General features: G+C 72.2%; 19 protein-coding genes. 12 read left to right on the forward strand and 7 right to left on the reverse strand.

Going from position 1 to position 23,344, the window contains the following annotated elements:
• Nucleotides 1-5: 5 nt before the first annotated feature.
• The 9 genes from ABTX78_RS26445 to lgt all read left to right on the forward strand — a co-directional run bounded on the left by ABTX78_RS26445 (nt 6) and on the right by lgt (nt 7,131).
• Nucleotides 6-659: a TIGR02234 family membrane protein gene (locus ABTX78_RS26445; RefSeq protein ID WP_352209285.1), complete on the forward strand. Its 654-nt coding sequence runs from the start codon at nt 6-8 to the stop codon at nt 657-659.
• Between the two features lie 133 nt (nt 660-792).
• Nucleotides 793-1,068, forward strand: a complete 276-nt coding sequence (locus ABTX78_RS26450) for an HGxxPAAW family protein (RefSeq protein WP_352209286.1) — start codon at nt 793-795, stop codon at nt 1,066-1,068.
• Nucleotides 1,069-1,159: 91 nt separating this feature from the next.
• Nucleotides 1,160-1,597, forward strand: a complete 438-nt coding sequence (locus ABTX78_RS26455; RefSeq protein WP_352209363.1) for a DUF2752 domain-containing protein — start codon at nt 1,160-1,162, stop codon at nt 1,595-1,597.
• A 144-nt stretch (nt 1,598-1,741) separates the two neighbouring features.
• On the forward strand, nt 1,742-2,551 hold the full coding sequence (gene trpC, locus ABTX78_RS26460; RefSeq protein ID WP_352209287.1) for an indole-3-glycerol phosphate synthase TrpC: 810 nt from the start codon (nt 1,742-1,744) through the stop codon (nt 2,549-2,551).
• 8 nt (nt 2,552-2,559) lie between these two features.
• Entirely contained in the window at nt 2,560-2,817 is a 258-nt protein-coding gene (trpM, locus tag ABTX78_RS26465; RefSeq protein ID WP_502993968.1) for a tryptophan biosynthesis modulator TrpM, read from the forward strand.
• A gap of 213 nt (nt 2,818-3,030) precedes the next feature.
• Nucleotides 3,031-4,329, forward strand: a complete 1,299-nt coding sequence (trpB, locus tag ABTX78_RS26470; protein WP_352209288.1) for a tryptophan synthase subunit beta — start codon at nt 3,031-3,033, stop codon at nt 4,327-4,329.
• The gene (gene trpA / locus ABTX78_RS26475) at nt 4,326-5,141 is read left to right on the forward strand and encodes a tryptophan synthase subunit alpha (protein ID WP_352209289.1); all 816 of its coding nucleotides are present in this window, start codon (nt 4,326-4,328) and stop codon (nt 5,139-5,141) included. Before trpB ends, trpA begins: the two co-directional genes overlap by 4 nt.
• Before the next feature lie 88 nt (nt 5,142-5,229).
• A complete protein-coding gene (locus ABTX78_RS26480; protein ID WP_352209290.1) occupies nt 5,230-6,066 on the forward strand; it encodes a DsbA family protein in 837 nt (278 codons plus the stop codon).
• A 99-nt stretch (nt 6,067-6,165) separates the two neighbouring features.
• The gene (lgt, locus tag ABTX78_RS26485; RefSeq protein WP_352209291.1) at nt 6,166-7,131 is read left to right on the forward strand and encodes a prolipoprotein diacylglyceryl transferase; all 966 of its coding nucleotides are present in this window, start codon (nt 6,166-6,168) and stop codon (nt 7,129-7,131) included.
• Between the two features lie 96 nt (nt 7,132-7,227).
• On the opposite strand, the gene ABTX78_RS26490 is transcribed toward lgt, so the two are convergent.
• The 7 genes from ABTX78_RS26490 to ABTX78_RS26520 form a co-directional block, all read right to left on the reverse strand.
• Nucleotides 7,228-8,025, reverse strand: coding sequence for an HpcH/HpaI aldolase/citrate lyase family protein (locus ABTX78_RS26490; RefSeq protein ID WP_352209292.1), 798 nt, complete (start codon nt 8,023-8,025; stop codon nt 7,228-7,230).
• Nucleotides 8,022-9,230, reverse strand: a complete 1,209-nt coding sequence (locus ABTX78_RS26495) for a CaiB/BaiF CoA transferase family protein (RefSeq protein WP_352209293.1) — start codon at nt 9,228-9,230, stop codon at nt 8,022-8,024. The genes ABTX78_RS26490 and ABTX78_RS26495 overlap by 4 nt, the downstream gene beginning before the upstream one ends.
• A complete protein-coding gene (gene rbsK / locus ABTX78_RS26500; RefSeq protein ID WP_352209294.1) occupies nt 9,227-10,114 on the reverse strand; it encodes a ribokinase in 888 nt (295 codons plus the stop codon). The genes ABTX78_RS26495 and rbsK overlap by 4 nt, the downstream gene beginning before the upstream one ends.
• Nucleotides 10,111-11,622 (reverse strand): ADP-ribosylglycohydrolase family protein, encoded by a 1,512-nt coding sequence (locus ABTX78_RS26505; RefSeq protein WP_352209295.1) that lies wholly within the window; start codon nt 11,620-11,622, stop codon nt 10,111-10,113. The genes rbsK and ABTX78_RS26505 overlap by 4 nt, the downstream gene beginning before the upstream one ends.
• Complete coding sequence (locus ABTX78_RS26510) at nt 11,619-12,782, reverse strand: ADP-ribosylglycohydrolase family protein (RefSeq protein ID WP_352209296.1); 1,164 nt, start codon at nt 12,780-12,782, stop codon at nt 11,619-11,621. Before ABTX78_RS26510 ends, ABTX78_RS26505 begins: the two co-directional genes overlap by 4 nt.
• A complete protein-coding gene (locus ABTX78_RS26515) occupies nt 12,748-14,163 on the reverse strand; it encodes an ADP-ribosylglycohydrolase family protein (RefSeq protein ID WP_502993971.1) in 1,416 nt (471 codons plus the stop codon). Before ABTX78_RS26515 ends, ABTX78_RS26510 begins: the two co-directional genes overlap by 35 nt.
• A gap of 239 nt (nt 14,164-14,402) precedes the next feature.
• On the reverse strand, nt 14,403-15,467 hold the full coding sequence (locus tag ABTX78_RS26520) for an ADP-ribosylglycohydrolase family protein (protein WP_502993970.1): 1,065 nt from the start codon (nt 15,465-15,467) through the stop codon (nt 14,403-14,405).
• Between the two features lie 224 nt (nt 15,468-15,691).
• Between ABTX78_RS26520 and ABTX78_RS26525 the strand changes: the two genes are divergently transcribed.
• From ABTX78_RS26525 to ABTX78_RS26535, 3 genes are all read left to right on the forward strand, one after another.
• On the forward strand, nt 15,692-16,420 hold the full coding sequence (locus ABTX78_RS26525) for a VIT1/CCC1 transporter family protein (RefSeq protein ID WP_352209297.1): 729 nt from the start codon (nt 15,692-15,694) through the stop codon (nt 16,418-16,420).
• Nucleotides 16,421-17,155: 735 nt separating this feature from the next.
• Entirely contained in the window at nt 17,156-21,730 is a 4,575-nt protein-coding gene (gene gltB / locus ABTX78_RS26530; RefSeq protein ID WP_352209298.1) for a glutamate synthase large subunit, read from the forward strand.
• Complete coding sequence (locus ABTX78_RS26535) at nt 21,723-23,183, forward strand: glutamate synthase subunit beta (protein WP_352209299.1); 1,461 nt, start codon at nt 21,723-21,725, stop codon at nt 23,181-23,183. Before gltB ends, ABTX78_RS26535 begins: the two co-directional genes overlap by 8 nt.
• Nucleotides 23,184-23,344 lie beyond the last annotated feature (161 nt).

A 23,344-nucleotide genomic window follows, 5' to 3' on the forward strand; every position in this document is an offset into this window, starting at 1 on the left:
GGATAGTGGGGGTCGTGAGTGCTGTACCTGTACCCCAGCCCCGCGCCGAATCGGCATCCGCCGCGTCCGCCGACAGCAGCCGCCGCAGCCTCGGCGCAGCACTTGTTCTCGGCGCCGCAGGCGCCACCGTCGTCCTGCTCGCCTCCGGCCAGACCTGGGCCGAGGGCACGGCGGCCGTCGGTGGCGGCAGCGTGCCGCTCGACGCGGACGGCAGCGACGTCACCGGAGTGCCCACCGCGCTCGCGATCGTCGGCCTGGCCGCGCTCGTCGCGGTCTTCGCCGTCCGCAGGGCCGGCCGGTTCCTGGTGGCCGCGCTGCTCGCCCTCAGCGGCGCCGGTGCGGCCGTCACCGCCTTCCTGGGCGCGTCCGACAGCGCGGCCCTGGACGAGAAGGCCGCGACGACCACCGGCGACACCGCCGCAACGGTCGGCGCACTCACCCACACCGCCTGGCCCTATGTGACGGCGGCCGGCGGTCTGCTGATCCTGCTCGCCGGACTGCTGGCGCTCCGCTACGGCAGCCGGTGGCCCGCCATGTCGGGCCGCTACGAGCGGGACGGCACCCCGAGGCCCCGCAAGGCGCCGGTCGTCGACCCCGACCGGCCCGAGGACCTCTGGAAGGCACTGGACCGCGGCGAGGACCCGACCCGCGAGACATGACCCCCCGGCTCCGAGGCGTGACCGCCACCCCTGGCACAGGGCACGTCACGGCGTACGGGACAATGGCGGGTGAGCTACCGGCTCACCATCGAGCAACAGCTCACCACAGAGCAACGGCAACGAGGAGCAACTCATGGCGGGCAGCGCCCACGGACACACCCCGGCCGCCTGGACCGGTGTCATCATCGCTTTCATCGGCTTCTGCATCGCCGGAGTCTTCATGGTCGCGGCCAACCCGCTCGGCTTCTGGGCCGGCATGGGCGTCGTCGTCGCCGGCGGTCTGGTCGGCCTCGCGATGAGGGCCGCCGGTCTCGGTATGCCGAAGGCCGAGAAGGCCGCCCAGGAGCGGGCCCGTGCACAGGCGGCCACCGCCTCCGCGCAGCCCGCCTCGGCGCAGACCTCCGCCTGACACCGCCAGGGCCTCACGACGCGAGGGCGCAGACCGGCCGAGCCGGGCTGCGCCCTCGCGTTCCGACGGAGACAATCACGGGGTGGACGCCATGCCTTCTCCCGCGACACCCGCGCGCACTCCCGGGCCCGCCCCGCTGGCGCGACGTCTCGCCGCCCCCGTGGCCACCCTCGCGGGAGTCACGGCCGCCTTCGCGTACGTCGGCGCGGTCGACCCCAACGAACCAGGTCACTACCCGGTCTGCCCGCTCCTGCGGCTCACCGGGATCTACTGCCCGGGCTGCGGTGGTCTGCGCAGCGCCCACGCCTTCGCCCACGGTGATCTGACGGCGGCCCTCGGGGCCAACGCCGTGGCCGTCGTCGGCTACGGCGTCTTCGCCGTAGTGATGGTTCTGTGGCTGATTCGCGCCGTCCGCGGCGTGCCGATGCGGATCGCCGTCGCACCCGTGTGGTGGTGGTCGCTGGGCGCCGTGCTGCTGGTCTTCAGCGTCGTGCGGAACCTGCCGTTCGGCTCTGCGCTGGCCCCGTGAGGGCGGCCGGGCCGGTGCCGGGGAGTTGTCGAAGTCCCAGGTAGTGGGACAGGCGTCAACCGGATGCGAGGCCGAGGGCCTCCTGCGGATACCATCGACATGGCTGATCCTGAACCATCACCGTCCCGGAAGGGGGCCGCTCGCGTGAGTGTGCTCGACGAGATCATCGAAGGCGTACGCGCCGACCTCGCAGAGCGGCAGGCGCGCGTCAGCCTCGACGAGCTCAAGGAGCGCGCCGCCAAGGCTCCCGCCGCCAAGGACGGGGTCGCCGCACTGCGCGGCGAAGGCGTCCAGGTGATCTGCGAGGTGAAGCGCTCCAGCCCCTCCAAGGGAGCGCTCGCCGCGATCGCCGACCCCGCCGCGCTCGCCGCGGACTACGAGGCCGGGGGCGCCGCCCTCATCTCCGTGCTGACCGAGGAGCGCCGCTTCGGCGGCTCGCTCGCCGATCTGGAGGCCGTCCGCGCCCGGGTCGACGTACCCCTGCTGCGCAAGGACTTCATCGTCACGGCGTACCAGCTGTGGGAGGCCCGCGCGTACGGCGCCGACGTCATCCTGCTGATCGTCGCCGCCCTGGAGCAGGAAGCCCTGGTCTCCCTCATCGAGCGTGCCGAGTCGATCGGGCTCACGCCGCTGGTCGAGGTGCACGACGAGGACGAGGTCGAGCGTGCGGTGGACGCCGGCGCGAAGATCATCGGGGTCAACGCCCGCGATCTGAAGACGCTCAAGGTCGACCGGGGCACCTTCGAACGGATCGCCCCCGAGATCCCCTCCCACATCGTCAAGGTCGCCGAGTCCGGAGTGCGCGGTCCGCACGACCTGATCGCCTACGCCAACGCCGGCGCCGACGCCGTACTGGTCGGAGAGTCCCTGGTCACCGGCCGGGACCCGAAGGCGGCCGTCGCCGACCTCGTCGCCGCCGGCGCCCACCCGGCGCTGCGGCACGGCAGGAGCTGACACCCGCCATGACCGCCGCCCGCACCACCGCCCGGCCGCACCGGACGCCCGCGCGTCCCGTGACGGCGACCGCGGCCGTGCGCGCGGCACGGGTGGCGCCGTCCGCCGCCAGTGGCCCGTACGCCCGTCTCGCCCGGGGCTGCAAGCCCCGTGGCTGCCGCGCCCCCGCCCGCCGGGTGCACGGCCGGCGCGTGCGGTACGTCATCGGCTCGGAGCCGGGCCAGGTCAACGGGATGCGATGGCGCGGGGCAGGCGCGCGCGACTGACGTCCGGCGGTTCCGGGTTCCCGGCGTGAAGCCCCCGGTACGGCCGTCGCGGTGTCCCCGATCGCCGGACGGGCCCAGATGTCCGGACCTCGCACCGCCGGTTGCGGCGCGGTGGTCCGGTGCGGAACCCCGGTCACGGCGGCGCGCGCGCATAACGTGTCCCCTGCACACCCAGACTTCCGGGGCGTCAGCCCCTTCTGAGGAGTACGTCGGATGTCTTCTGACTTCTTCATCCCGGACCCCGAGGGTCAGGTCCCCAGCGCCCAGGGCTACTTCGGCGCCTTCGGCGGCAAGTTCATCCCCGAGGCCCTCGTCGCCGCCGTCGACGAGGTCGCCGTCGAGTACGACAAGGCCAAGACGGACCCGGCCTTCGCGGCCGAGCTCAACGACCTCATGGTCAACTACACCGGCCGTCCCAGCGCCCTGACCGAGGTGCCCCGGTTCGCCGAGCACGCCGGCGGTGCGCGGATCTTCCTGAAGCGGGAGGACCTGAACCACACCGGCTCGCACAAGATCAACAACGTGCTGGGCCAGGCGCTGCTCACCAAGCGCATGGGCAAGACGCGCGTCATCGCCGAGACCGGGGCCGGCCAGCACGGCGTCGCGACCGCGACCGCGTGCGCGCTGTTCGGTCTCGAGTGCACCGTCTACATGGGCGAGATCGACACCGAGCGCCAGGCGCTCAACGTCGCCCGGATGCGGATGCTGGGCGCCGAGGTCATCCCGGTGAAGTCCGGCAGCAGGACCCTGAAGGACGCCATCAACGAGGCGTTCCGCGACTGGGTCGCCAATGTCGACCACACCCACTACCTCTTCGGCACGGTCGCCGGCCCCCACCCCTTCCCGGCCATGGTGCGCGACTTCCACCGGGTCATCGGCGTCGAGGCCCGGCGCCAGATCCTGGAGCGCGCCGGCCGCCTGCCGGACGCGGCCGTCGCGTGTGTCGGCGGTGGTTCCAACGCCATCGGGCTGTTCCACGCCTTCATCCCGGACGCCGGTGTGCGCCTCGTGGGCTGTGAGCCCGCCGGGCACGGCATCGAGTCCGGCGAGCACGCGGCGACCCTGACCGCGGGCGAGCCCGGCATCCTGCACGGCTCGCGCAGCTACGTCCTCCAGGACGAGGAGGGCCAGATCACCGAGCCCTACTCGATCTCGGCCGGACTGGACTACCCCGGCATCGGTCCGGAGCACTCCTACCTCAAGGACAGCGGGCGCGGGGAGTACCGCGCGGTCACCGACGACGCCGCGATGCAGGCCCTGCGGCTGCTGTCCCGCACCGAGGGCATCATTCCGGCGATCGAGTCGGCGCACGCGCTGGCCGGTGCGCTGGACCTCGGCCGGGAGCTCGGCAGCGACGGCCTGATCGTCGTCAATCTGTCCGGGCGCGGCGACAAGGACATGGACACCGCCGCCCGTTACTTCGGGCTCTACGACCGTGAGGCGGACGCCGTGGTCGAGGCGGACACAGCCGCCGAGAACGGCGAGGGCGAGATCAAGGGGGACGCGAAGTGAGCGGCAACATCCGGCTGTTGAGCGACACCCTGGCGCGGGCCGAGGCCGAGGGGCGTGCCGCGCTCATCGCCTACCTCCCGGCCGGCTTCCCGACCGTCGACGGCGGAATCGAGGCCGTCAAGGCCGTCCTGGACGGCGGCGCGGACGTCGTCGAGGTGGGGCTGCCGCACAGCGACCCCGTCCTCGACGGACCGGTGATCCAGACCGCCGACGACATCGCCCTGCGCGGCGGCGTCAAGATCGCCGATGTGATGCGCACGGTCCGCGAGGCGCACGCGGCGACCGGCAAGCCGGTCCTCGTGATGACGTACTGGAACCCGATCGACCGCTACGGCGTCGAGCGCTTCACCGCCGAGCTCGCCGAGGCCGGCGGCGCGGGCTGCATCCTGCCCGACCTGCCGGTCGAGGAGTCCGGCCTGTGGCGCGAACACGCCGAGAAGCACGGTCTCGCCACCGTCTTCGTCGTCGCTCCGAGCAGCAAGGACGCCCGGATCGCGCGGATCACCGAGGCAGGGTCAGGCTTTGTGTACGCGGCCTCGCTGATGGGGGTCACCGGTACCCGCGCGTCGGTCGGCGCACAGGCCCAGGACCTGGTGGCCCGCACCCGGGCCACCACCGGGCTGCCGGTCTGCGTGGGCCTCGGGGTCTCCGACGCGCAGCAGGCCGCGGAGGTCGCCGCGTTCGCCGACGGGGTGATCGTCGGGTCCGCGTTCGTGAAGCGCATCCTCGACGCCCCGGACACCGCCGCGGGCCTCGCGGCCGTCCGCGAGCTGGCCGCGGAGCTGGCCAGGGGCGTGCGCAGGGACGGGTAGGTAGGACATCCCTCTCGTACGGCTCGCTCGTACGAGTGGATCTGGACCGGGGAGGCGCTCACGTGCCTCCCCGGTTCGTTTGCGGGATGTGAGTGAGAAGAACCAGGACCGGAAGAGGACCGCGCGCGAGCGGCTCCAGCAGGAACGTGAGCAGCACAAGGCGCGTGAGAAGCGCCGCCGGGTGCTGATCGTGTCGACGGCGGTGGTGGCCGTGCTGGGCCTCGCGGCCGTCGTCGGCGTGATCGCGGCCAACTCCGGCACGAAGAAGGACAGCGGCTCCCAGGCCGGCCCGCTCCTCGCGCCCGCCGGCGTGCAGGGCAAGGACCGGCTGGCGATCCCGGTGGGCGCGGACGACGCCCCCTCCACGCTCACGATCTGGGAGGACTTCCGCTGCCCGGTCTGCGCGCAGTTCGAGAACCTCTTCCGTGACACGATCCACGAGCTGGTCGCGGCCGGTCAGATCAAGGTCGAGTACCACCTCGCCACCATCATCGACGGCAACATGGGCGGCAGCGGATCCCTGCGTGCGGCCAATGCCGCCGCCTGCGCCCAGGACACCGGCCACTTCGCCCCGTACCACGACGTGCTCTTCCAGAACCAGCCGCCGGAGACGGACGACGCCTTCGGCAACAACGACCGGCTGATCGAGCTCGCGGGCAAGGTCGAGGGACTGGACACCCCCGGGTTCCGCAGCTGTGTCAAGGACGGCAAGCACGACAGCTGGGTCGCCAAGTCCAACACGGCCTTCCAGAACGGCGGCTTCCGCGGCACGCCCACCGTCCTGCTCAACGGCGAGTCCGTCTTCCCGGCCAAGGGCAGCGAGCAGATCTCCCCGGCCAACCTGAAGAAGTGGGTCACGGAGGCGAACAAGGGCAAGAAGCCGGGCACCCAGCAGTCCGCGCCCGCGTCGAGCCCCTCGCCCTGACGGCCCCGCGGGGCCGCGCCGCGGCACGCGGCTCGTTATCAGGACGTTGCCGGGTGGGTTGCCGTGTCTCCCGCCCGGCAGGGTAGCGTCGGTCCTGCCATGGAACTTGCCTACATTCCCAGTCCGTCGACCGGAGTGATCCATCTCGGACCGCTCCCGCTGCGCGGCTACGCCTTCTGCATCATCATCGGTGTCTTCGTGGCCGTCTGGTACGGCAACAAGCGCTGGATCGCCCGAGGCGGCAAAGCCGGCACCGTGGCCGACATCGCCGTCTGGGCGGTGCCCTTCGGCCTGGTCGGCGGCCGGCTCTACCACGTGATCACCGACTACCAGCTGTACTTCAGCGACGGTGAGAACTGGGTCGACGCCTTCAAGATCTGGGAGGGCGGCCTCGGTATCTGGGGCGCGATCGCGCTGGGCGCGGTCGGTGCCTGGATCGGCTGCCGCCGTCGCGGGATTCCGCTGCCGGCGTGGGCGGACGCTCTCGCGCCGGCAATCGCCATCGCGCAGGCGATCGGCCGCTGGGGCAACTGGTTCAACCAGGAGCTGTACGGCAAGCCGACCGATCTGCCCTGGGCCCTCAAGATCACGGAGGGTGCGAACCGCGAGGCGGGCCTGTACCACCCGACGTTCCTGTACGAGTCCCTGTGGTGCATCGGTGTCGCGCTGCTCGTCATCTGGGCCGACCGGCGCTTCAAGCTCGGCCACGGGCGGGCGTTCGCGCTCTACGTCGCCGCGTACTGCGCGGGCCGCGCCTGGATCGAGTACATGCGCGTCGACGAGGCGCACCACGTCCTGGGCCTGCGGCTGAACGTGTGGACCGCGATCATCGTCTTCGCGCTGGCGGTGGCGTACATCGTGATCTCGTCGCGGGTGCGGCCGGGACGCGAGGAGATCGTCGAGCCGGACCGCACGAAGCCGGGCACGGACGGCGCGGACGCGGCCGACGAGAAGAAGGAATCGCGCGACGGGACGACCGCGGAGGACTCGGCGGACGCCGGGGGCACCCTCAACGATGCCGACGCCAGCGCCGACGCGGATGCGGGGTCGGCCAAGAAGGGCTGACCGCGGCGACGTACGGCGAGGCCGCCGGGACCGATCGGGTCCCGGCGGCCTCGTCGTGTGCGGCAGGTCGGTTGCCTGCGGCAGAGCGTCAAGGCGTCAGAAGGTCTCCCGCCGGGCGATGGACAGCGTGCGCTCGGCGGCCGCCACGATCGCGGCGTCCACGAAACGGCCGTCCGGCAGGGCCAGCGCCCCCTCGTCCCCGGCGGCCGCCTTGACGACCTCCTCGGCCGCCTCGATCTCCTCCGGGGTGGGCAGGAAGGCCCGCTCGATGACGGGGAGCTGGCGGGGATGGATGGCCGCCCGGCCGAGGAAGCCGAGCGCGCGGCCGTGTGTGCAGGAGGCGTAGAGCGCGTCCAGGTCCCGGATGTCCGGGAAGACGGACTGCGACGGGGGCGGGAGACCGGCCGCGCGGGCGGCGACCACAATGCGCGAGCGGGGCCAGTCGAGGGAGGAGCCGTCCCGTACGCCGAGGTCGGCGCGGAGGTCCGCCTCCCCGAGCGAGATGCCGCGGACGGCCGGATGAGCGGCGGCGATGTCGTAGGCGTGCTCGATCGCGACGGCGGACTCCAGCAGGGGGTGGAGGGGGACACCGGGTGCGCGGTCCGCGATCCGCCGGATGTCAGTGCCGTGTGCGACCTTGGGAACACGCAGAGCACACAGGCCGGGAAGACCGGTCAGGGTCTCGATGTCCTCGGGGGAGTTGATGCGGACATGGACAGGCAGGGGCTGGGGGAGGGCCAGAAGTTCGGCCGTGGCGGCCAGGGCGTAGTTCTTGCGGTCGGAGGGGACCGCGTCCTCGAGGTCGATGATCACGACGTCGGCGCCGGAGGCGAGGGCTTTCAGTACGACGTCGGGGTGGTCGCCGGGGGCGTAGAGATAGGTGAGCGGGGTCATAGGGCGCCCTGGGTGCGCAGTGCGCTGATATCGGCCCCGGTCAGGCCGAGTTCGGTGAGGACCGCGTCGGTGTCGGCGCCGTGCGGACGGCCGGCCCAGCGGATGGAGCCGGGCGTCTCGGAGAGGCGGAAGAGGACGTTCTGCATCCGGAGCGGACCGAGTTCCGGGTCGGGGACCTCGGTGATGCTGTCGAGCGCCTGGTACTGGGGATCGTCCATGACATCGCGGATGTCGTAGATCGGCGCGATGGCGGCCTCGGCCTTCTCGAAGGCTTCCATGGTCTCGGTCCGGCTGCGCTCGGCGATCCAGCCGCCGACCGCGTCGTCGAGGATGTCGGCGTGGGCGGCGCGGCCGCTTCCGGTGGTGAACCACGGCTCGTCGATCAGATCGGGGTGGCCGACCAGGGTCATGACGCGCTCGGCGATGGACTGGGCCGAGGTGGAGACGGCCACCCAGTGGCCGTCGGCGGTGCGGTAGGTGTTGCGGGGCGCGTTGTTGCCGGAGCGGTTGCCGGTCCGCGTCTGGACGTAGCCGACCTGGTCGTACCAGAGCGGCTGCGGGCCGAGGACGGTCAGGATCGGTTCGATGATGGCCATGTCGACGACCTGGCCGCGGCCCGTGACCTGACGGGCGGTGAGCGCGGTCATCACGGCGTAGGAGGTGGCCAGGGCGGCGATGGAATCGGCGAGACCGAACGGGGGGAGCGTGGGCGGGCCGTCGGGCTCGCCGGTGATGGAGGCGAAGCCGCTCATCGCCTCGGCGAGGGTGCCGAAACCGGGCCGGTGGGAGTAGGGGCCGAACTGGCCGAAGCCGGTGACGCGGGTGAGGACGAGACGGGGGTTGACCGCGCCGAGTTCGTCCCAGCCGAGCTGCCACTTCTCCAAGGTGCCGGGGCGGAAGTTCTCGACGATCACATCAGCGGTGGCGGCCAGGCGCAGCAGGGTCTCGCGGCCGCCGGGGGTGGACAGGTCCAGGGTGATGGTGCGCTTGTTGCGGCCGAGCAGCTTCCACCACAGGCCCACGCCGTTCCTGGCGGCGCCGTGGCCGCGGGACGGGTCGGGCCTGGTGGGGTGCTCGACCTTGATCACCTCAGCGCCGAAGTCACCGAGCATGGTGGCGGCGAGCGGACCGGCGAAGAGGGTGGCCAGATCGAGAACGCGCAGCCCCTGAAGGGGCATCGGGGAGGGTGCGGGCGATGGTGTCATGAGGCCTCGTCGATCTCGGAGCGGTACGGCATGGAGGTCGAGGCGCCCGCGCGCTGGACGCACAGTGCCGCGGCGGCGGAAGCCCAGGTGAGGGCCTGCTCGACGGGCTTTCCCTCGCCGAGCGCGACGGCGAGGGCGCCGACGAAGGTGTCGCCGGCCGCCGTGGTGTCGAGGGCGGTGACCTCGGGGGCGGGGACGATGAGCGGGGGCGAGTGACGGCCGGCGTGGAGGCAGCCGGCGGAGCCGAGTGTGATCACCACCTCGGGGACCTGGCGCAGGAGCGCTTCTGCCACGGCGCGCGGGTCGGCGACGCCCGTGAGGGTGGCCGCCTCGTGCTCGTTCGGCACCAGCAGGTCGGTCACGGCGAGGAGCTCGGGAGGCAGCGGCTGGGCGGGGGCGGGGGTGAGCACGGTGCGCACGCCGTGCCGGCGCGCGGTCTCGGCGCCCTCCAGCACGGCGCTGAGGGGGAGTTCGAGCTGAAGGAGCAGGGCGTCGGCGGTGGCAATGAGGGCTTCGTCGCCGGGGGCGAGGCCGGTGAGCGTGCCGTTGGCGCCGGGGATGACGACGATGGAGTTGCCGCCTTCGTCGTCGACGACGATATGGGCGGTGCCCGAGGGGCCTTCGGAGGTGCGCAGGAGATCGACGTCGACCCCGGAGGCGACGAGCGTCTGCCGCAGGACCGCGCCGAAGTCGTCCGAGCCGACCGCGCCGATCATCGCGACGTCACCACCGGCGCGGGCGGCGGCGACGGCCTGGTTGGCGCCCTTGCCGCCGGGAATCGTCCGGAACTCCCGTCCGGTGACGGTCTCCCCGCGTTTGGGCGCGTGGGCGACGTAGGCGACGAGGTCCATGTTGGTGCTGCCGAGCACCACGATGCCGGTCATGGGCGAAGTGCCTCCTGGTGCGTGAGGTGGGCGAGGGCGTCGAAGCCCGTGCCGTCGAAGCCGGCGACGGAGGTGGAGAGCCGGTTCTTGAGCGGGGCGGTCCACCGGTCGGGCAGCTCAGTGGGCCGGCCGGTGAGCAGTCCGGCGATCGAACCCGCGGTGGCTCCGTTGGAGTCCGTGTCCCAACCTCCCGAGACAGCACGGCAGATGGAGCCGCCGAAATCGCCGTCCGCATGGGTGAGCGCGGCGGCGAGCAAGGCGGCGTTGGGCAGCACATGCACCCAGTGGTAGTGGCCGTAGGCGGTGTGGAGCCGGTCCACCACCGAGGCGAAGTCGGTTTCGGCGCGCGCGGTGTCGATACCGAGGCGGACCGCGTGGGCCAGCCGGGAGGCGGGCGGTACGACGATCAGCCCGGCGGCGAGCGCACGGTGCACGTCACCGGCACCGTCGGCGGCGGTCGCGACGGCCGCCGCCACGAACATCGCGGCGTGGACGCCGTTCGCGGTGTGGGTGAGCACGGCGTCACGATGAGCCTGCTCGGCGGCGGCCCCGGGATCGCCGGGGTGCGTCCAGCCGTGCACATCGGCGCGGATGGCGGCGCCGATCCACTCCCGGAAGGGGTTGTGGTGGCAGGCGGTGAGCGGGGGTTCGAGTCCGCAGAGGAGGTTGCGGTAGGCGATGCGTTCCGCGGTGAAGGTGCGGCCGGCGGGCAGTTCGTCGAGCCAGAGCCGGCCGACGTCCGCGGTGGTGAAGCGGCGGCCGTACCGCTGGAGCAGGAGCAGATTCAGCAGGGGGTAGTTGAGGTCGTCGTCCTCGGGCATGCCGTCGATGTTCTCGGCCAGTGAGGTAGGGGCGGAACGGCGGTTCCAGGGGTGGGCGCGGGCGAGTTCCGCGGGCAGGCCCTTGGCGGTGAACCAGGTGTGGAGAGGCCAGTTGCCGGTGGCGCGGGCGATGGCACGGATCGCGTGCAGGGGGAGTTTTTCGACCGGTTTGCCGAGCAGACAGCCGGCCGCGCGGCCGAGCCAGGCCGCGTGGAGACGGTCGGGGAGCCGCGGGTCGTGTACGGCGGCGGGGTTGTGCGCCGGCGTTGGGGCGCCGGGCCCGGCGGACGGAGAGGAAGGGGCGCTCCCAGGTGGTGTCGTCGTGCCGGCGGGCCCTGTCGTAGGGGGCGCGGTCGCCGTACCCGCCTCGGTGGGCAGCGGGCCGCGCGGGGACGTGGGCCAGTTGGGGCATGCCGCCTTGATGGCCGCAAGCTCGGTCGGCTCCTGTGCGGCCAGCGGACTCGGGACCGCGGACAGCTCGTCCAGCAGCCGGAGCGCCAGGGTGCGCAGTTCGGGAGCGGCCGGGACGGCGGAGGCACCGGCCGCGGGCTGTGCGGGGGAGCCGCCCGCCGCGCGCCAGGCGGCGGTGACCTCTTCCGTGTCACGGCCGTCCTCGGCGGCCTGGCGCAGCTCGTGGCCGAGCAGATCCTCCGGCTGCACCCAGGTGAGTCGGAGGCTCTCGCTCATCGCGCGTCCGTCAGGGCGGCGAAGGCCGACTCGTGGGCCCGGCGGCGTTGCGTGTCGCGGGCGAAGACCTCCCGGGTGACCTCGATCAGCTCGCGGGCGGGTGCGTGCAGATCGAGGCGGCTGGCCTCGGCCACCGTCTTGGCCCAGTCGTGTGGTACCGCCGCGGTACCGCCGAGAGCGCCCGCGATCGCGCCGGACATCGTGGCGATCGAGTCGCAGTCGCGGCCGTAGTTCACCGAGCCCAGCACCGTACGGCGGTAGTCGCCCTCCCCGACCAGCAGCATGCCCAGGGCGACGGGGAGTTCCTCGATGGAGTGCAGCCGGGAGGGGCGGCGGGCGGCGAGGGAGGGCGCCCGGTAGTCCGGGCCGACTGTGTCGAAGGGTGCGACCGCCGTACGCAGCGGCGACAGTGCCGACTCGAAGTCCGTGTGCCGCGCGGCGACTTCGGCCACCGCCTCGATGGCCGAGCGGGTGCCGTCCTTCGCGAGCGCCAGGGCCGCGTCGACGACGGACGCGGGGGTCGCGTCGGGCAGACACGCGGCGGCGACCGCGGCCGCGAAGACGCCCGCCGCCTCCCTCCCGTATGAGGACTGGTGCGCCCCCGCGATGTCGAGCGCCTCGGCGTAGGCGGCGGCCGGGTTGGCCGCGTTGACCAGTCCCACCGGTGCCATGTACATCGCGGCACCGCAGTTGACGATGTTGCCGCTGCCGGCCTCGCGGGGATCGTGGTGTCCGTAGTGGATGCGGGCCACGAGCCACTTCTCGGCGAGGAAGATCCGTTGCAGGGGGAGCGCCTCCGCCTCCAGTTCCGGGATCCAGCGGGTGTTGGAGAGCAGGTCCGGCACCAGGTGGTCGGCCACGGCGTAGGCGTCGAGATGGTCGCGGACCGTGCCGTAGACCCGGATCAGGGCATGGGTCATGAGGGTGTCGTCGGTGACGTGGCCGTCGCCCTTGTGGTAGGGCGCGATGGGTCGGGCGGTACGCCAGTCGTCGCCGTTCCAGGGGCCGACGATGCCGTGGACACGGCCGCCGTGCCGTTCGGTGATCTGCTCGGGCGTGTAGCCCTCGACCGGGCCGCCGAGCGCGTCGCCCACGGCCGCGCCGATCAGGCTGCCGGTGATCCGGTCATCGAGTGTGAGCGTCGCGAGTGTCGTCGTCATGCCGGAATTGTCCACCCGGGGCCGTCGGTTCCGTGTCTGCGAGCAGCCCGGCGAGTTCCACGAGATCGGTGCCCGCGAGACGGGGCAGGGCGCAGCCCGCGAGGGTCCGGCAGGCGTCCCGCCAGCTGGCCGGCACGGCGTCGCCCCCGCCGAGCGCACCGGTCAGCGCGCCGGCCAGCGCGGGGGCGGAGTCGGCGACGCGTGACAGGCAGGCCGCGGCGGGTACGGCTTCGCAGACCCGGCCGCGGGCCGCCGTCGCGACGGCGAGTGCGACGGGCAGGGTCTCGGCGGCGGCGACCCCGTAGCTGTAGACATGGTCGACGATCTGGTGCTCCAGCAGTGGTACGAGGTCGAAGGCGGCGGCGGCGTCGTGGGCGAGCTTGAGCGCGTGGCGGGCGTTGCGGCCGATCTCGGTGGACTCGGGGAGTTCCGCAAGCGCCGCGTCCACACAGTCGTCGATCCCTCCGCCGACCAGCGCGACGGCGACGGCCGCCGCCATGGCGCGTGCGCCGTGCACCCCGTCGCCGTCCTGGGTGTAGCGGGCGTCGAACTCGGCGAGGTCGGCGGCCGCTGCCGGATCGCCCGGGTGGACCACCGCGAGGACTGCGGCGCGTACACACGCGGCGTCGTCGAAATAGTGCGGGTTGTCGTGGCCGGTGGCCGGCGGGCGCAGCCCGGTGGCGAGGTTGCCGAGTCCCGCGCGTACGGAGATCCGGGCGCGCAGCGGCAGCACGGCGGACTCCACTTCGGGGGCGCGGTCGGCGGCGGCCGCCACCTCACCGGCGAGGGAGTTCCAGGCCAGGTCGACGGCCGCGCGCATGCGGCGTCCGGGGGCCAGCCCGGCGAAGAGGTGCCCCGAGCCGATGAGCACGGTCTCGGCGGCGAACGCGGCCCACTCGGCGTCGTCGGACGGACCGAGGCGAAGGGGCTCCGGCGGCTGGTTGAGGGCGATCGGCACGGGAAGCGTGGTGGTCGAGTTCTGCTCGGCGAAGGTGTCGAGCTCGCGGGTGAGCCGCCGGGTCCACTCGGGCATCCGCGCCGCCCGGTGCCGCGCCGCGGGCCACCCGGCCGCGTCACCCGCGGCAAGCCCGAGGAGGAGCCCTTCGACGGGCCGGACGGGGACGCGGTGTGTCCGGTGCGGACCGCGGGTGCGCTCGCTGTCCCCGCAGGGCGGACCGTCCGCCGGCCGGCCCTGACGGCCTGCCGAGGTGGTAGCGGCGTCGTCTGTCGTGGTGGCGGCGGTGTCACCCGACGTGGTGGTGCCTGCGCCCCTTGTCCGCAGGCCCTGCGGGGGATGGTCGTCGGCCGGGCGGTCGAGTACGGCGGTGCCGCCGGGGGCCGCGGGGGTGTCCGGCGTCGGCGCGTCCGCGAGGGCGAGCAGATACGGGTCGGTGCGGGTGCCGGTGTCCGGCGCGGCCGGGTGTTCGAGCACGGCCATGCCGAAGGTCGTGGCCGCCGCCTCCGGTGCCGCGGCCCCCGCGGGCCGGGACCCGGGCGCGCCGACCGGATGGCCGAGCACGACCGTCCCGCCCGCCGGGGGCGGAGCCGGCCGGGTCGCCGGCGCGGCGGCCGGATCGGGCTCGGGGATCGACGCGTCGTTCGTCGGTGGAGTCAGTGTCATCACGCCGCCTGCGGGTCGTCGGGGGTGAGGAGGTCCGCGATCTCCAGCACGTGGTGGCCCTTCATCGACGGGAGACAGCTGCCCCGTACCGGACCGATCACCGAGGCCCAGGCGGCGGGGATGGCCGCCGCGCCCGAGACCGCCCCCGCCAGTGCCCCCGCCACCGCCGCGGTCGTGTCGGCGTCCCGGCCCATGTTCACCGCCGTCAGCACCGAGGTACGGAAGTCCCCGCGCGCCGCCGCGAACGCGCCGAACGCCAGGCCCACCGCCTCCGGGGCCAGATCCGTCCACGGGTAGCCACCGATCACCACCGCCGAGCGCACCGCGCGTTCCGTGGACAGGGGGTCGCCCTGGCTGCGCTGGGCCGTCACCACCGCGCGCCGCAGGGAGCGGGCCGTCCAGGAGTCCATCGGGATGACCGAGAGCGCGGCGCCGATCACCCCGGCGGGGCCGGCGCCGGTCATCGCCGCCGCGACCCCCGCGGCCACCGCCTGCCCGCCGTAGATGCCCTCGCCGTCGTGGCTGACCGAGCCGTCGATCGCCACGAGCCGGGCCGCTTCGGCCGGCAGGCCCGCGGCGAAGACCCCGAAGGGCGCCGCCCGCATCGCGAGACCGTCGCTCCAGGCGTGCCGGTGCTGGGCGGAGATCGGGGCGGCGAGCCCGCGCCGCAGGTTCTCCAGGGTGCCGCGCTCACTGAAGCCCGCTCCCCGGAAGGGGCCCTCGTCCAGATCGGCGATCCAGTGATGCCACGCGGTCTCGACATGGGTGGCGGTCAGGGCCGAGCCGTGCCGGGCCAGCAGCAGGCCGGAGAAGATCGCGTACTCGGTGTCGTCCGTGCCCGCGGGGTCGTCGTCCACGAAGCCCTCGATACGGCCCCACCGGGCCCGGATCTCCGAGGGACGCATGTTCTCCGCGGGCGCGCCCAGCGCGTCGCCCACCGCCAGGCCGAGCAGTGCGCCGCGGGCCCGCTCCCGCAGCACGCAGGCGGGAACGGCCGGCGCCGCGGGAGCCGTACCGGGCGCGCGCTCGGAGGGATCAGCGGGATCGCATGCAACCAACTCCACGGGGCGGGCCCCTTTCGCGTGCGTCGGCGGTTCCTGCATCTGTGCCACACGCGGCCCGGGACGAGTCTGAGAAACGCCTCTGTCACCCGATCCGGCATCCCCCGCCCTGAGGTAAGTACGGCCTGCCTTGCTGGCGCGACCCTTACAGGCTGCGTATGTTCGACGGTGTCGAAGGGGGAGCGGACCGCTGTTTCCGCTGCTGAAAAGGGTTGAAGGGGAGAGTTGTGTCCATCATCGAAAACACCGCGACGCTGCACGAGGCGCATCGCGACAACCACACCCACCGGGACGTCAACGGCGGCTGGCTGCGTCCCGCGGTCTTCGGTGCGATGGACGGACTGGTCTCGAACCTCGCCCTGATGACCGGCGTGGCGGGGGGTGCCGTGTCGCAGCAGACCATCGTCATCACCGGGCTCGCCGGGCTGGCTGCGGGAGCGTTCTCGATGGCCGCGGGGGAGTACACCTCCGTCGCCTCCCAGCGCGAGCTCGTCCAGGCCGAGCTGGACGTCGAGCGGCGCGAGCTGCGCAAGCACCCGGTGGACGAGATGGAGGAGCTGGCGGCGCTCTACGTGGCCCGTGGCGTCCAGCCCGCGCTCGCCCGTGAGGTCGCGATGCAGCTGTCGAAGGACCCGGAACAGGCGCTGGAGATCCATGCCCGCGAGGAGCTCGGCATCGACCCGGACGATCTGCCGTCGCCGACGGTCGCCGCCGTCTCGTCCTTCGGATCGTTCGCGCTGGGCGCCCTGCTGCCGGTGCTGCCCTATCTGCTCGGCGCGACGGCGCTGTGGCCGGCGGTCCTGCTGGCGCTGGTGGGTCTCTTCGCCTGCGGTGCGGTGGTCGCTCGCGTGACGGCACGCAGCTGGTGGTTCAGCGGCCTGCGGCAGCTGGCGCTCGGTGGGGCGGCGGCGGCGCTCACCTACGGCCTGGGCTCGCTGTTCGGCGCGGCGGTCTAGCCCGTCTCGGGCGGGGTGTTGCCCCGGCCCGCGCCGGGCCCTCCCCGCCCCGCGCCGGAACCTCCCCGCCCCGGGCCGTACCTCCCCGGCCTGTGGGCCCGGCCTCCCCGGTCTGTGCCATGGGTTCTTCCGGCTCTCTGCACGCCGAGCATCCCGCCCCCGCTCAGGCCCTCCCCGGTCTGTGCCCCGGGCGTTCCTCCGGCTCTGCGCGCCGAGCCTCCCGCCCCCGCTCCAGACCCTCCCCACCCCCGCCTCGGGTTCTCCCGGCTCCGCGCCCCGGGTTTTCCGTCCGCCCGGCACCCCCGCCGCCCCGAAATGCCCCGACCTGACTGATTCGCATCCTGTCGGTGAGGGGCGAGTCGTGTCAGGCTGGGTATCCCCACACCACCGGGAAGACACCTCGCTGTGACGCACATCCCCACCGCGGATCCCGCTTCCGGTGAGACACTATGCATGGCGCTACATAAGTAGCCGTAACTCGGCGGTTTCGAATCCTTAACCACCGGGCATGAGCCGAAAGCGCTGCGGGCAACGAAGCCTGCTCTGCGATGGTCCTGCGGATACCGATCTGTCCGACGGCGACCCACCCCCGACCGCTACGCGCGGTGTCCGCATGCTGGAATGCGCTATCCACTTTTCGAGAACCATTCCATCATGTAACCTGCACGAAATTTTGCGGAGGGCCAACGTCGTCCCTCGGTACTTGCATATGCCACGACGACGACGGGAGAGCCGATGCGTTCCGACGCCTGGTCGCCCATGGACGGTCGCCCCGCCCCTCAGGGGATGTACGACCCCCGGAACGAACACGACGCGTGCGGCGTCGGGTTCGTGGCCACCCTCACCGGTGTGGCCAGCCATGAGCTGGTGGAGCAGGCGCTGACCGTACTGCGCAACCTCGAGCACCGCGGTGCCACCGGCTCCGAGCCCGACTCGGGTGACGGTGCGGGCATCCTGCTCCAGGTTCCCGATGCATTCCTGCGTGAGGTCAGCGGATTCGAACTCCCCGAAGCGGGTTCGTACGCCGTCGGCATCGCCTTCCTCCCGGCCGATGATGACGCGCAGGCCGTCTCACGTATCGAGACGATCGCCGCCGAAGAGGACCTGAAGGTCCTCGGCTGGCGTGACGTCCCCGTCAGCCCGGATCTGCTCGGCAACGGCGCCCGCGCCACCATGCCCGCCTTCCGGCAGCTCTTCGTCGCCGGCGTGGCCGGGGACGAGGGCCCCTGCACGGGTATCGCGCTGGACCGCAAGGCCTTCATCCTGCGCAAGCGCGCCGAGCGCGAGGCCGGTGTCTACTTCCCGTCGCTCTCCGCGCGCACGATCGTCTACAAGGGCATGCTGACCACCGGCCAGCTGGAGCCCTTCTTCCCCGACCTGTCCGACCGGCGCCTCGCCACGGCCGTCGCGCTCGTCCACTCGCGGTTCTCCACGAACACCTTCCCGAGCTGGCCGCTCGCCCACCCGTACCGCTTCGTCGCGCACAACGGCGAGATCAACACGGTCAAGGGCAACCGCAACTGGATGCGTGCCCGTGAGTCCCAGCTCGCGAGCGACCTCTTCGGCGCCGAGCAGCTGGACCGGATCTTCCCCGTCTGCACCCCGGACGCCTCCGACTCCGCGTCCTTCGACGAGGTGCTGGAGCTGCTCCACCTCGGCGGCCGGTCGCTGCCGCACTCCGTACTGATGATGGTCCCCGAGGCGTGGGAGAACCACGACTCCATGGACCCCGCCCGGCGCGCGTTCTACCAGTACCACGCCACGATGATGGAGCCCTGGGACGGACCCGCCTGCGTCACCTTCACCGACGGCACCCAGGTAGGCGCCGTCCTCGACCGCAACGGTCTGCGCCCCGGCCGCTACTGGGTGACGGACGACGGACTCGTCGTCCTCTCCTCCGAGGTCGGCGTCCTCGACATCGACCCGGCGAAGGTCGTCCGCAAGGGCCGCCTCCAGCCCGGCCGGATGTTCCTCGTCGACACCGCCGAGCACCGCATCATCGAGGACGACGAGATCAAGGCCGGTCTCGCCGCCGAGCTCCCGTACCAGGAGTGGCTGGAGGCCGGTGAGATCGAGCTCGAGGACCTCCCCGAGCGCGAGCACATCGTCCACACCCACGCCTCGGTCACCCGCCGCCAGCAGACCTTCGGTTACACCGAGGAAGAGCTGCGCATCATCCTCGCGCCCATGGCCAGGACGGGCGGCGAGCCGCTCGGCTCCATGGGTACGGACTCGCCGATCGCGGCCCTGTCCGAGCGCCCCCGGCTGCTCTTCGACTACTTCACCCAGCTGTTCGCGCAGGTCACCAACCCGCCGCTGGACGCCATCCGCGAGGAGCTCGTCACCTCGCTGCGCTCCTCGCTGGGCCCGGCCGGCAACCTGCTGGAGCCGACCGCCGCGTCCTGTCGCAGCGTCACCCTGCCCTTCCCGGTGATCGACAACGACGAGCTGGCCAAGCTCATCCACATCAACGCCGACGGCGACATGCCCGGCATGAAGGCGGCCACGCTCTCCGGCCTCTACCGCGTCAGCGGCGGCGGCGACGCCCTCGCCGCCCGGATCGAGGAGATCTGCGCCGAGACCGACGCGGCGATCGAGGACGGCGCCCGTCTGATCGTCCTGTCCGACCGGCACTCGGACGCCGAGCACGCGCCCATCCCGTCGCTGCTGCTCACCTCCGCCGTGCACCACCACCTCATCCGCACCAAGCAGCGCACCCAGGTGGGTCTGCTGGTCGAGGCCGGTGACGTGCGCGAGGTGCACCACATCGCGCTGCTGATCGGCTACGGCGCGGCGGCCGTCAACCCCTACCTTGCGATGGAGTCGGTCGAGGACCTCGTCCGGGCCGGCACCTTCATCGAGGGCCTGGAGCCCGAGCAGGCCATCCGCAACCTGATCTACGCCCTCGGCAAGGGCGTGCTCAAGGTGATGTCCAAGATGGGCATCTCGACCGTGGCCTCCTACCGCGGAGCGCAGGTCTTCGAGGCCGTCGGCCTGGACGAGGCCTTCGTCGAGAAGTACTTCAACGGCACCGCCACCAAGATCGGCGGAGCGGGTCTCGACGTCGTCGCCAAGGAGGTCGCCGCCCGGCACGCCAAGGCGTACCCGGCCTCCGGCATCTCCGCCTCGCACCGCGCGCTGGACATAGGCGGTGAGTACCAGTGGCGCCGTGAGGGCGAGCCGCACCTCTTCGACCCGGAGACGGTGTTCCGGCTCCAGCACTCCACGCGCAACCGCCGCTACGACATCTTCAAGAAGTACACGGACCGGGTGAACGAGCAGTCCGAGCGGCTGATGACGCTGCGCGGCCTGTTCGGCTTCAAGTCCGACCGCCCGTCGATCTCCATCGACGAGGTCGAGCCGGTCAGCGAGATCGTGAAGCGGTTCTCCACCGGTGCGATGTCCTACGGCTCCATCTCCCGCGAGGCGCACGAGACCCTCGCCATCGCCATGAACCAGCTCGGCGGCAAGTCCAACACCGGTGAGGGCGGTGAGGACGCCGACCGGCTGTACGACCCCACGCGCCGGTCCGCCATCAAGCAGGTCGCCTCCGGCCGCTTCGGTGTCACCAGCGAGTACCTGGTCAACGCGGACGACATCCAGATCAAGATGGCGCAGGGCGCCAAGCCCGGCGAGGGCGGCCAGCTGCCCGGCCACAAGGTCTACCCCTGGGTCGCCAAGACCCGGCACTCGACCCCGGGCGTCGGTCTGATCTCCCCGCCGCCGCACCACGACATCTACTCGATCGAGGACCTGGCCCAGCTGATTCACGACCTGAAGAACGCGAATCCGCAGGCGCGGATCCACGTGAAGCTGGTCTCCGAGGTCGGCGTCGGCACGGTCGCGGCGGGTGTCTCCAAGGCCCACGCGGACGTCGTGCTCATCTCCGGTCACGACGGCGGCACCGGCGCCTCCCCGCTGACCTCGCTCAAGCACGCGGGCGGCCCCTGGGAGCTCGGTCTCGCCGAGACCCAGCAGACGCTGCTGCTCAACGGGCTGCGCGACCGTATCGTCGTGCAGACCGACGGCCAGCTGAAGACCGGCCGTGACGTCGTCATCGCCGCGCTGCTGGGCGCCGAGGAGTTCGGTTTCGCGACCGCGCCGCTCGTCGTCTCCGGCTGCATCATGATGCGCGTCTGCCACCTCGACACCTGCCCGGTCGGTATCGCCACCCAGAACCCGGTGCTGCGCGACCGCTTCTCCGGCAAGGCCGAGTACGTCGTCAACTACTTCCAGTTCATCGCCGAAGAGGTGCGCGAGATCCTCGCGGAGCTGGGCTTCCGCTCCGTCGAGGAGGCCGTCGGCCACGCCGAACTCCTCGACACCGAGCGCGCCGTGAACCAGTGGAAGGCACAGGGCCTGGACCTCGCACCCCTGTTCCACGTGCCCGAGCTGCCGGACGGCGCGGTGCGCCACGCGCTGATCACCCAGGACCACGGTCTGGAGAAGGCGCTCGACAACGAGCTGATCAAGCTCGCCGCCGACGCGCTGAGCGCCGAATCCGCCGAGGCAGCCCAGCCGGTCCGCGCACAGGTCGCCATCCGCAACATCAACCGGACCGTGGGCACCATGCTCGGCCACGAGGTGACGCGGAAGTTCGGCGGTGCGGGCCTGCCCGACGACACCATCGACATCACGTTCACGGGCTCGGCCGGCCAGTCCTTCGGCGCGTTCGTCCCGCGCGGCGTCACGCTGCGGCTGGAGGGCGACGCGAACGACTACGTCGGCAAGGGCCTCTCCGGCGGCCGTGTCGTCGTCCGCCCGGACCGGGGCGCCGACCACCTGGCGGAGTACTCGACCATCGCGGGCAACACCATCGCGTATGGCGCGACCGGCGGCGAACTGTTCCTGCGCGGCCGCACCGGCGAGCGCTTCTGCGTCCGCAACTCCGGCGCCACGGTCGTCTCGGAGGGCGTGGGGGACCACGGCTGCGAGTACATGACCGGCGGCCACGCGGTGGTGCTCGGCGAGACGGGGCGCAACTTCGCGGCCGGCATGTCGGGCGGTGTCGCGTACGTGATCGACCTCGACCCGGACAACGTCAACGCCGGGAACCTGGGAGCGGTCGAGCCACTGTCGGACGCGGACAAGGAGTGGCTGCACGACGTCGTGCGCCGCCACCAGGAGGAGACGGCCTCCACCGTCGCCGAGAAGCTTCTCGCCGACTGGTCCGCGAACGTGAACCGGTTCAGCAAGATCATCCCGACCACCTACAAGGCAGTGCTCGCCGCCAAGGACGCCGCTGAGCTCGCCGGTCTCTCCGAGCAGGAGACCACCGAGAAGATGATGGAGGCGGCGATCAATGGCTGACCCCAAGGGCTTCCTGACCACCGGGCGCGAAGTCGCCCAGACCCGCCCCGTGGCCGAGCGCGTCAAGGACTGGAACGAGGTCTACGTTCCCGGCGCCCTGCTGCCGATCATCAGCAAGCAGGCCGGCCGCTGCATGGACTGCGGCATCCCGTTCTGCCACAACGGCTGTCCGCTCGGAAACCTCATCCCCGAGTGGAACGACTACGCGTACCGCGAGGACTGGTCGGCCGCCTCCGAGCGGCTGCACGCGACCAACAACTTCCCGGAGTTCACCGGCCGGCTGTGCCCCGCGCCCTGCGAGGCCGCCTGCGTCCTCGGCATCAACCAGCCCGCCGTGACCATCAAGAACGTCGAAGTCTCGATCATCGACAAGGCCTGGGACTCCGGCGACGTCACCCCGCAGCCGCCGGAGCGCCTGTCGGGCAAGACCGTCGCGGTCATCGGCTCGGGCCCTGCGGGACTCGCCGCCGCCCAGCAGCTGACCCGGGCCGGTCACACGGTCGCCGTCTACGAGCGCGCGGACCGCATCGGGGGTCTCCTCCGGTACGGCATCCCCGAGTTCAAGATGGAGAAGGTGCACATCAACCGCCGTATCGAGCAGATGCGCGCGGAGGGCACCAAGTTCCGCACCGAGGTCGAGATCGGCCGGGACATCGACGCGGCGAAGCTGCGCCGGCGCTACGACGCCGTGGTCATCGCGGCCGGTGCCACCGTCTCCCGCGACCTGCCCGTGCCGGGCCGTGAGCTGAACGGCATCCACTTCGCCATGGAGTACCTGCCGCTCGCCAACAAGGTGCAGGAGGGCGACTTCGTCGCCCCGCCGATCACCGCGGAAGGCAAGCACGTCGTCGTCATCGGCGGCGGCGACACCGGCGCCGACTGCGTGGGCACCGCCCACCGCCAGGGCGCGGCCTCGGTCACCCAGCTGGAGATCATGCCCCGCCCGGGCGACGAGCGGAGCGCCGGCCAGCCCTGGCCGACGTTCCCGATGCTCTACAAGGTCACCTCCGCGCACGAGGAGGGCGGCGAGCGGGTCTACTCCGTCTCCACCACCCACTTCGAGGGCGACGAGGACGGCAACGTCCAGTTCCTCCACCTCACCGAGGTGGAGTTCAAGGACGGCAAGCTGGAGCAGAAGCCCGGCACCGAGCGGAAGATCCCGGCGCAGCTGGTCACCCTCGCCATGGGCTTCACCGGCACCGACCAGGAGAACGGTCTGGTCCAGCAGTTCGGGCTCGAGCTGGACGAGCGCGGCAATGTCGCGCGCGACGCCGACTTCGCCACCAACGTCGACGGCGTGTACGTCGCCGGTGACGCGGGCCGCGGCCAGTCCCTGATCGTGTGGGCGATCGCCGAAGGCCGCTCGGCGGCCCGCGGTGTGGACCGCTTCCTGACCGGGGCGAGCGACCTGCACGCCCCGATCAAGCCGACGGACCGTTCGCTGATGGTCTGACGCACCGGCCGAAAGACGTCCCGTACAACGGCGTACGGAAACGAACACGGCGCCTGCTCTGTCCCCGACCGGACATGGAGCAGGCGCCGTGCTGCGTGCCAACACCGGTTGCCACGACGGGGTTCGGGGGCGCACAGGACCGGGGCGGCGAGCACCGCGGT

Origin of the sequence: Streptomyces sp. NPDC096193, from assembly GCF_040302905.1 — a bacterium.
Taxonomy (GTDB): domain Bacteria; phylum Actinomycetota; class Actinomycetes; order Streptomycetales; family Streptomycetaceae; genus Streptomyces.

What these genes read in the sequence shown, in the direction of transcription:
- ABTX78_RS26510 (WP_352209296.1), bottom strand. Translation starts at nt 12,782, where the DNA reads ATGACGACGACACTCGCGACGCTCACACTCGATGACCGGATCACCGGC.
- gltB (WP_352209298.1), top strand. Translation starts at nt 17,156, where the DNA reads ATGCGTTCCGACGCCTGGTCGCCCATGGACGGTCGCCCCGCCCCTCAG.
- trpB (WP_352209288.1), top strand. Translation starts at nt 3,031, where the DNA reads ATGTCTTCTGACTTCTTCATCCCGGACCCCGAGGGTCAGGTCCCCAGC.
- rbsK (WP_352209294.1), bottom strand. Translation starts at nt 10,114, where the DNA reads ATGACCGGCATCGTGGTGCTCGGCAGCACCAACATGGACCTCGTCGCC.
- ABTX78_RS26455 (WP_352209363.1), top strand. Translation starts at nt 1,160, where the DNA reads ATGCCTTCTCCCGCGACACCCGCGCGCACTCCCGGGCCCGCCCCGCTG.
- ABTX78_RS26505 (WP_352209295.1), bottom strand. Translation starts at nt 11,622, where the DNA reads ATGAGCGAGAGCCTCCGACTCACCTGGGTGCAGCCGGAGGATCTGCTC.
- ABTX78_RS26495 (WP_352209293.1), bottom strand. Translation starts at nt 9,230, where the DNA reads ATGACACCATCGCCCGCACCCTCCCCGATGCCCCTTCAGGGGCTGCGC.
- trpM (WP_502993968.1), top strand. Translation starts at nt 2,560, where the DNA reads ATGACCGCCGCCCGCACCACCGCCCGGCCGCACCGGACGCCCGCGCGT.
- ABTX78_RS26490 (WP_352209292.1), bottom strand. Translation starts at nt 8,025, where the DNA reads ATGACCCCGCTCACCTATCTCTACGCCCCCGGCGACCACCCCGACGTC.
- lgt (WP_352209291.1), top strand. Translation starts at nt 6,166, where the DNA reads ATGGAACTTGCCTACATTCCCAGTCCGTCGACCGGAGTGATCCATCTC.
- ABTX78_RS26535 (WP_352209299.1), top strand. Translation starts at nt 21,723, where the DNA reads ATGGCTGACCCCAAGGGCTTCCTGACCACCGGGCGCGAAGTCGCCCAG.
- ABTX78_RS26450 (WP_352209286.1), top strand. Translation starts at nt 793, where the DNA reads ATGGCGGGCAGCGCCCACGGACACACCCCGGCCGCCTGGACCGGTGTC.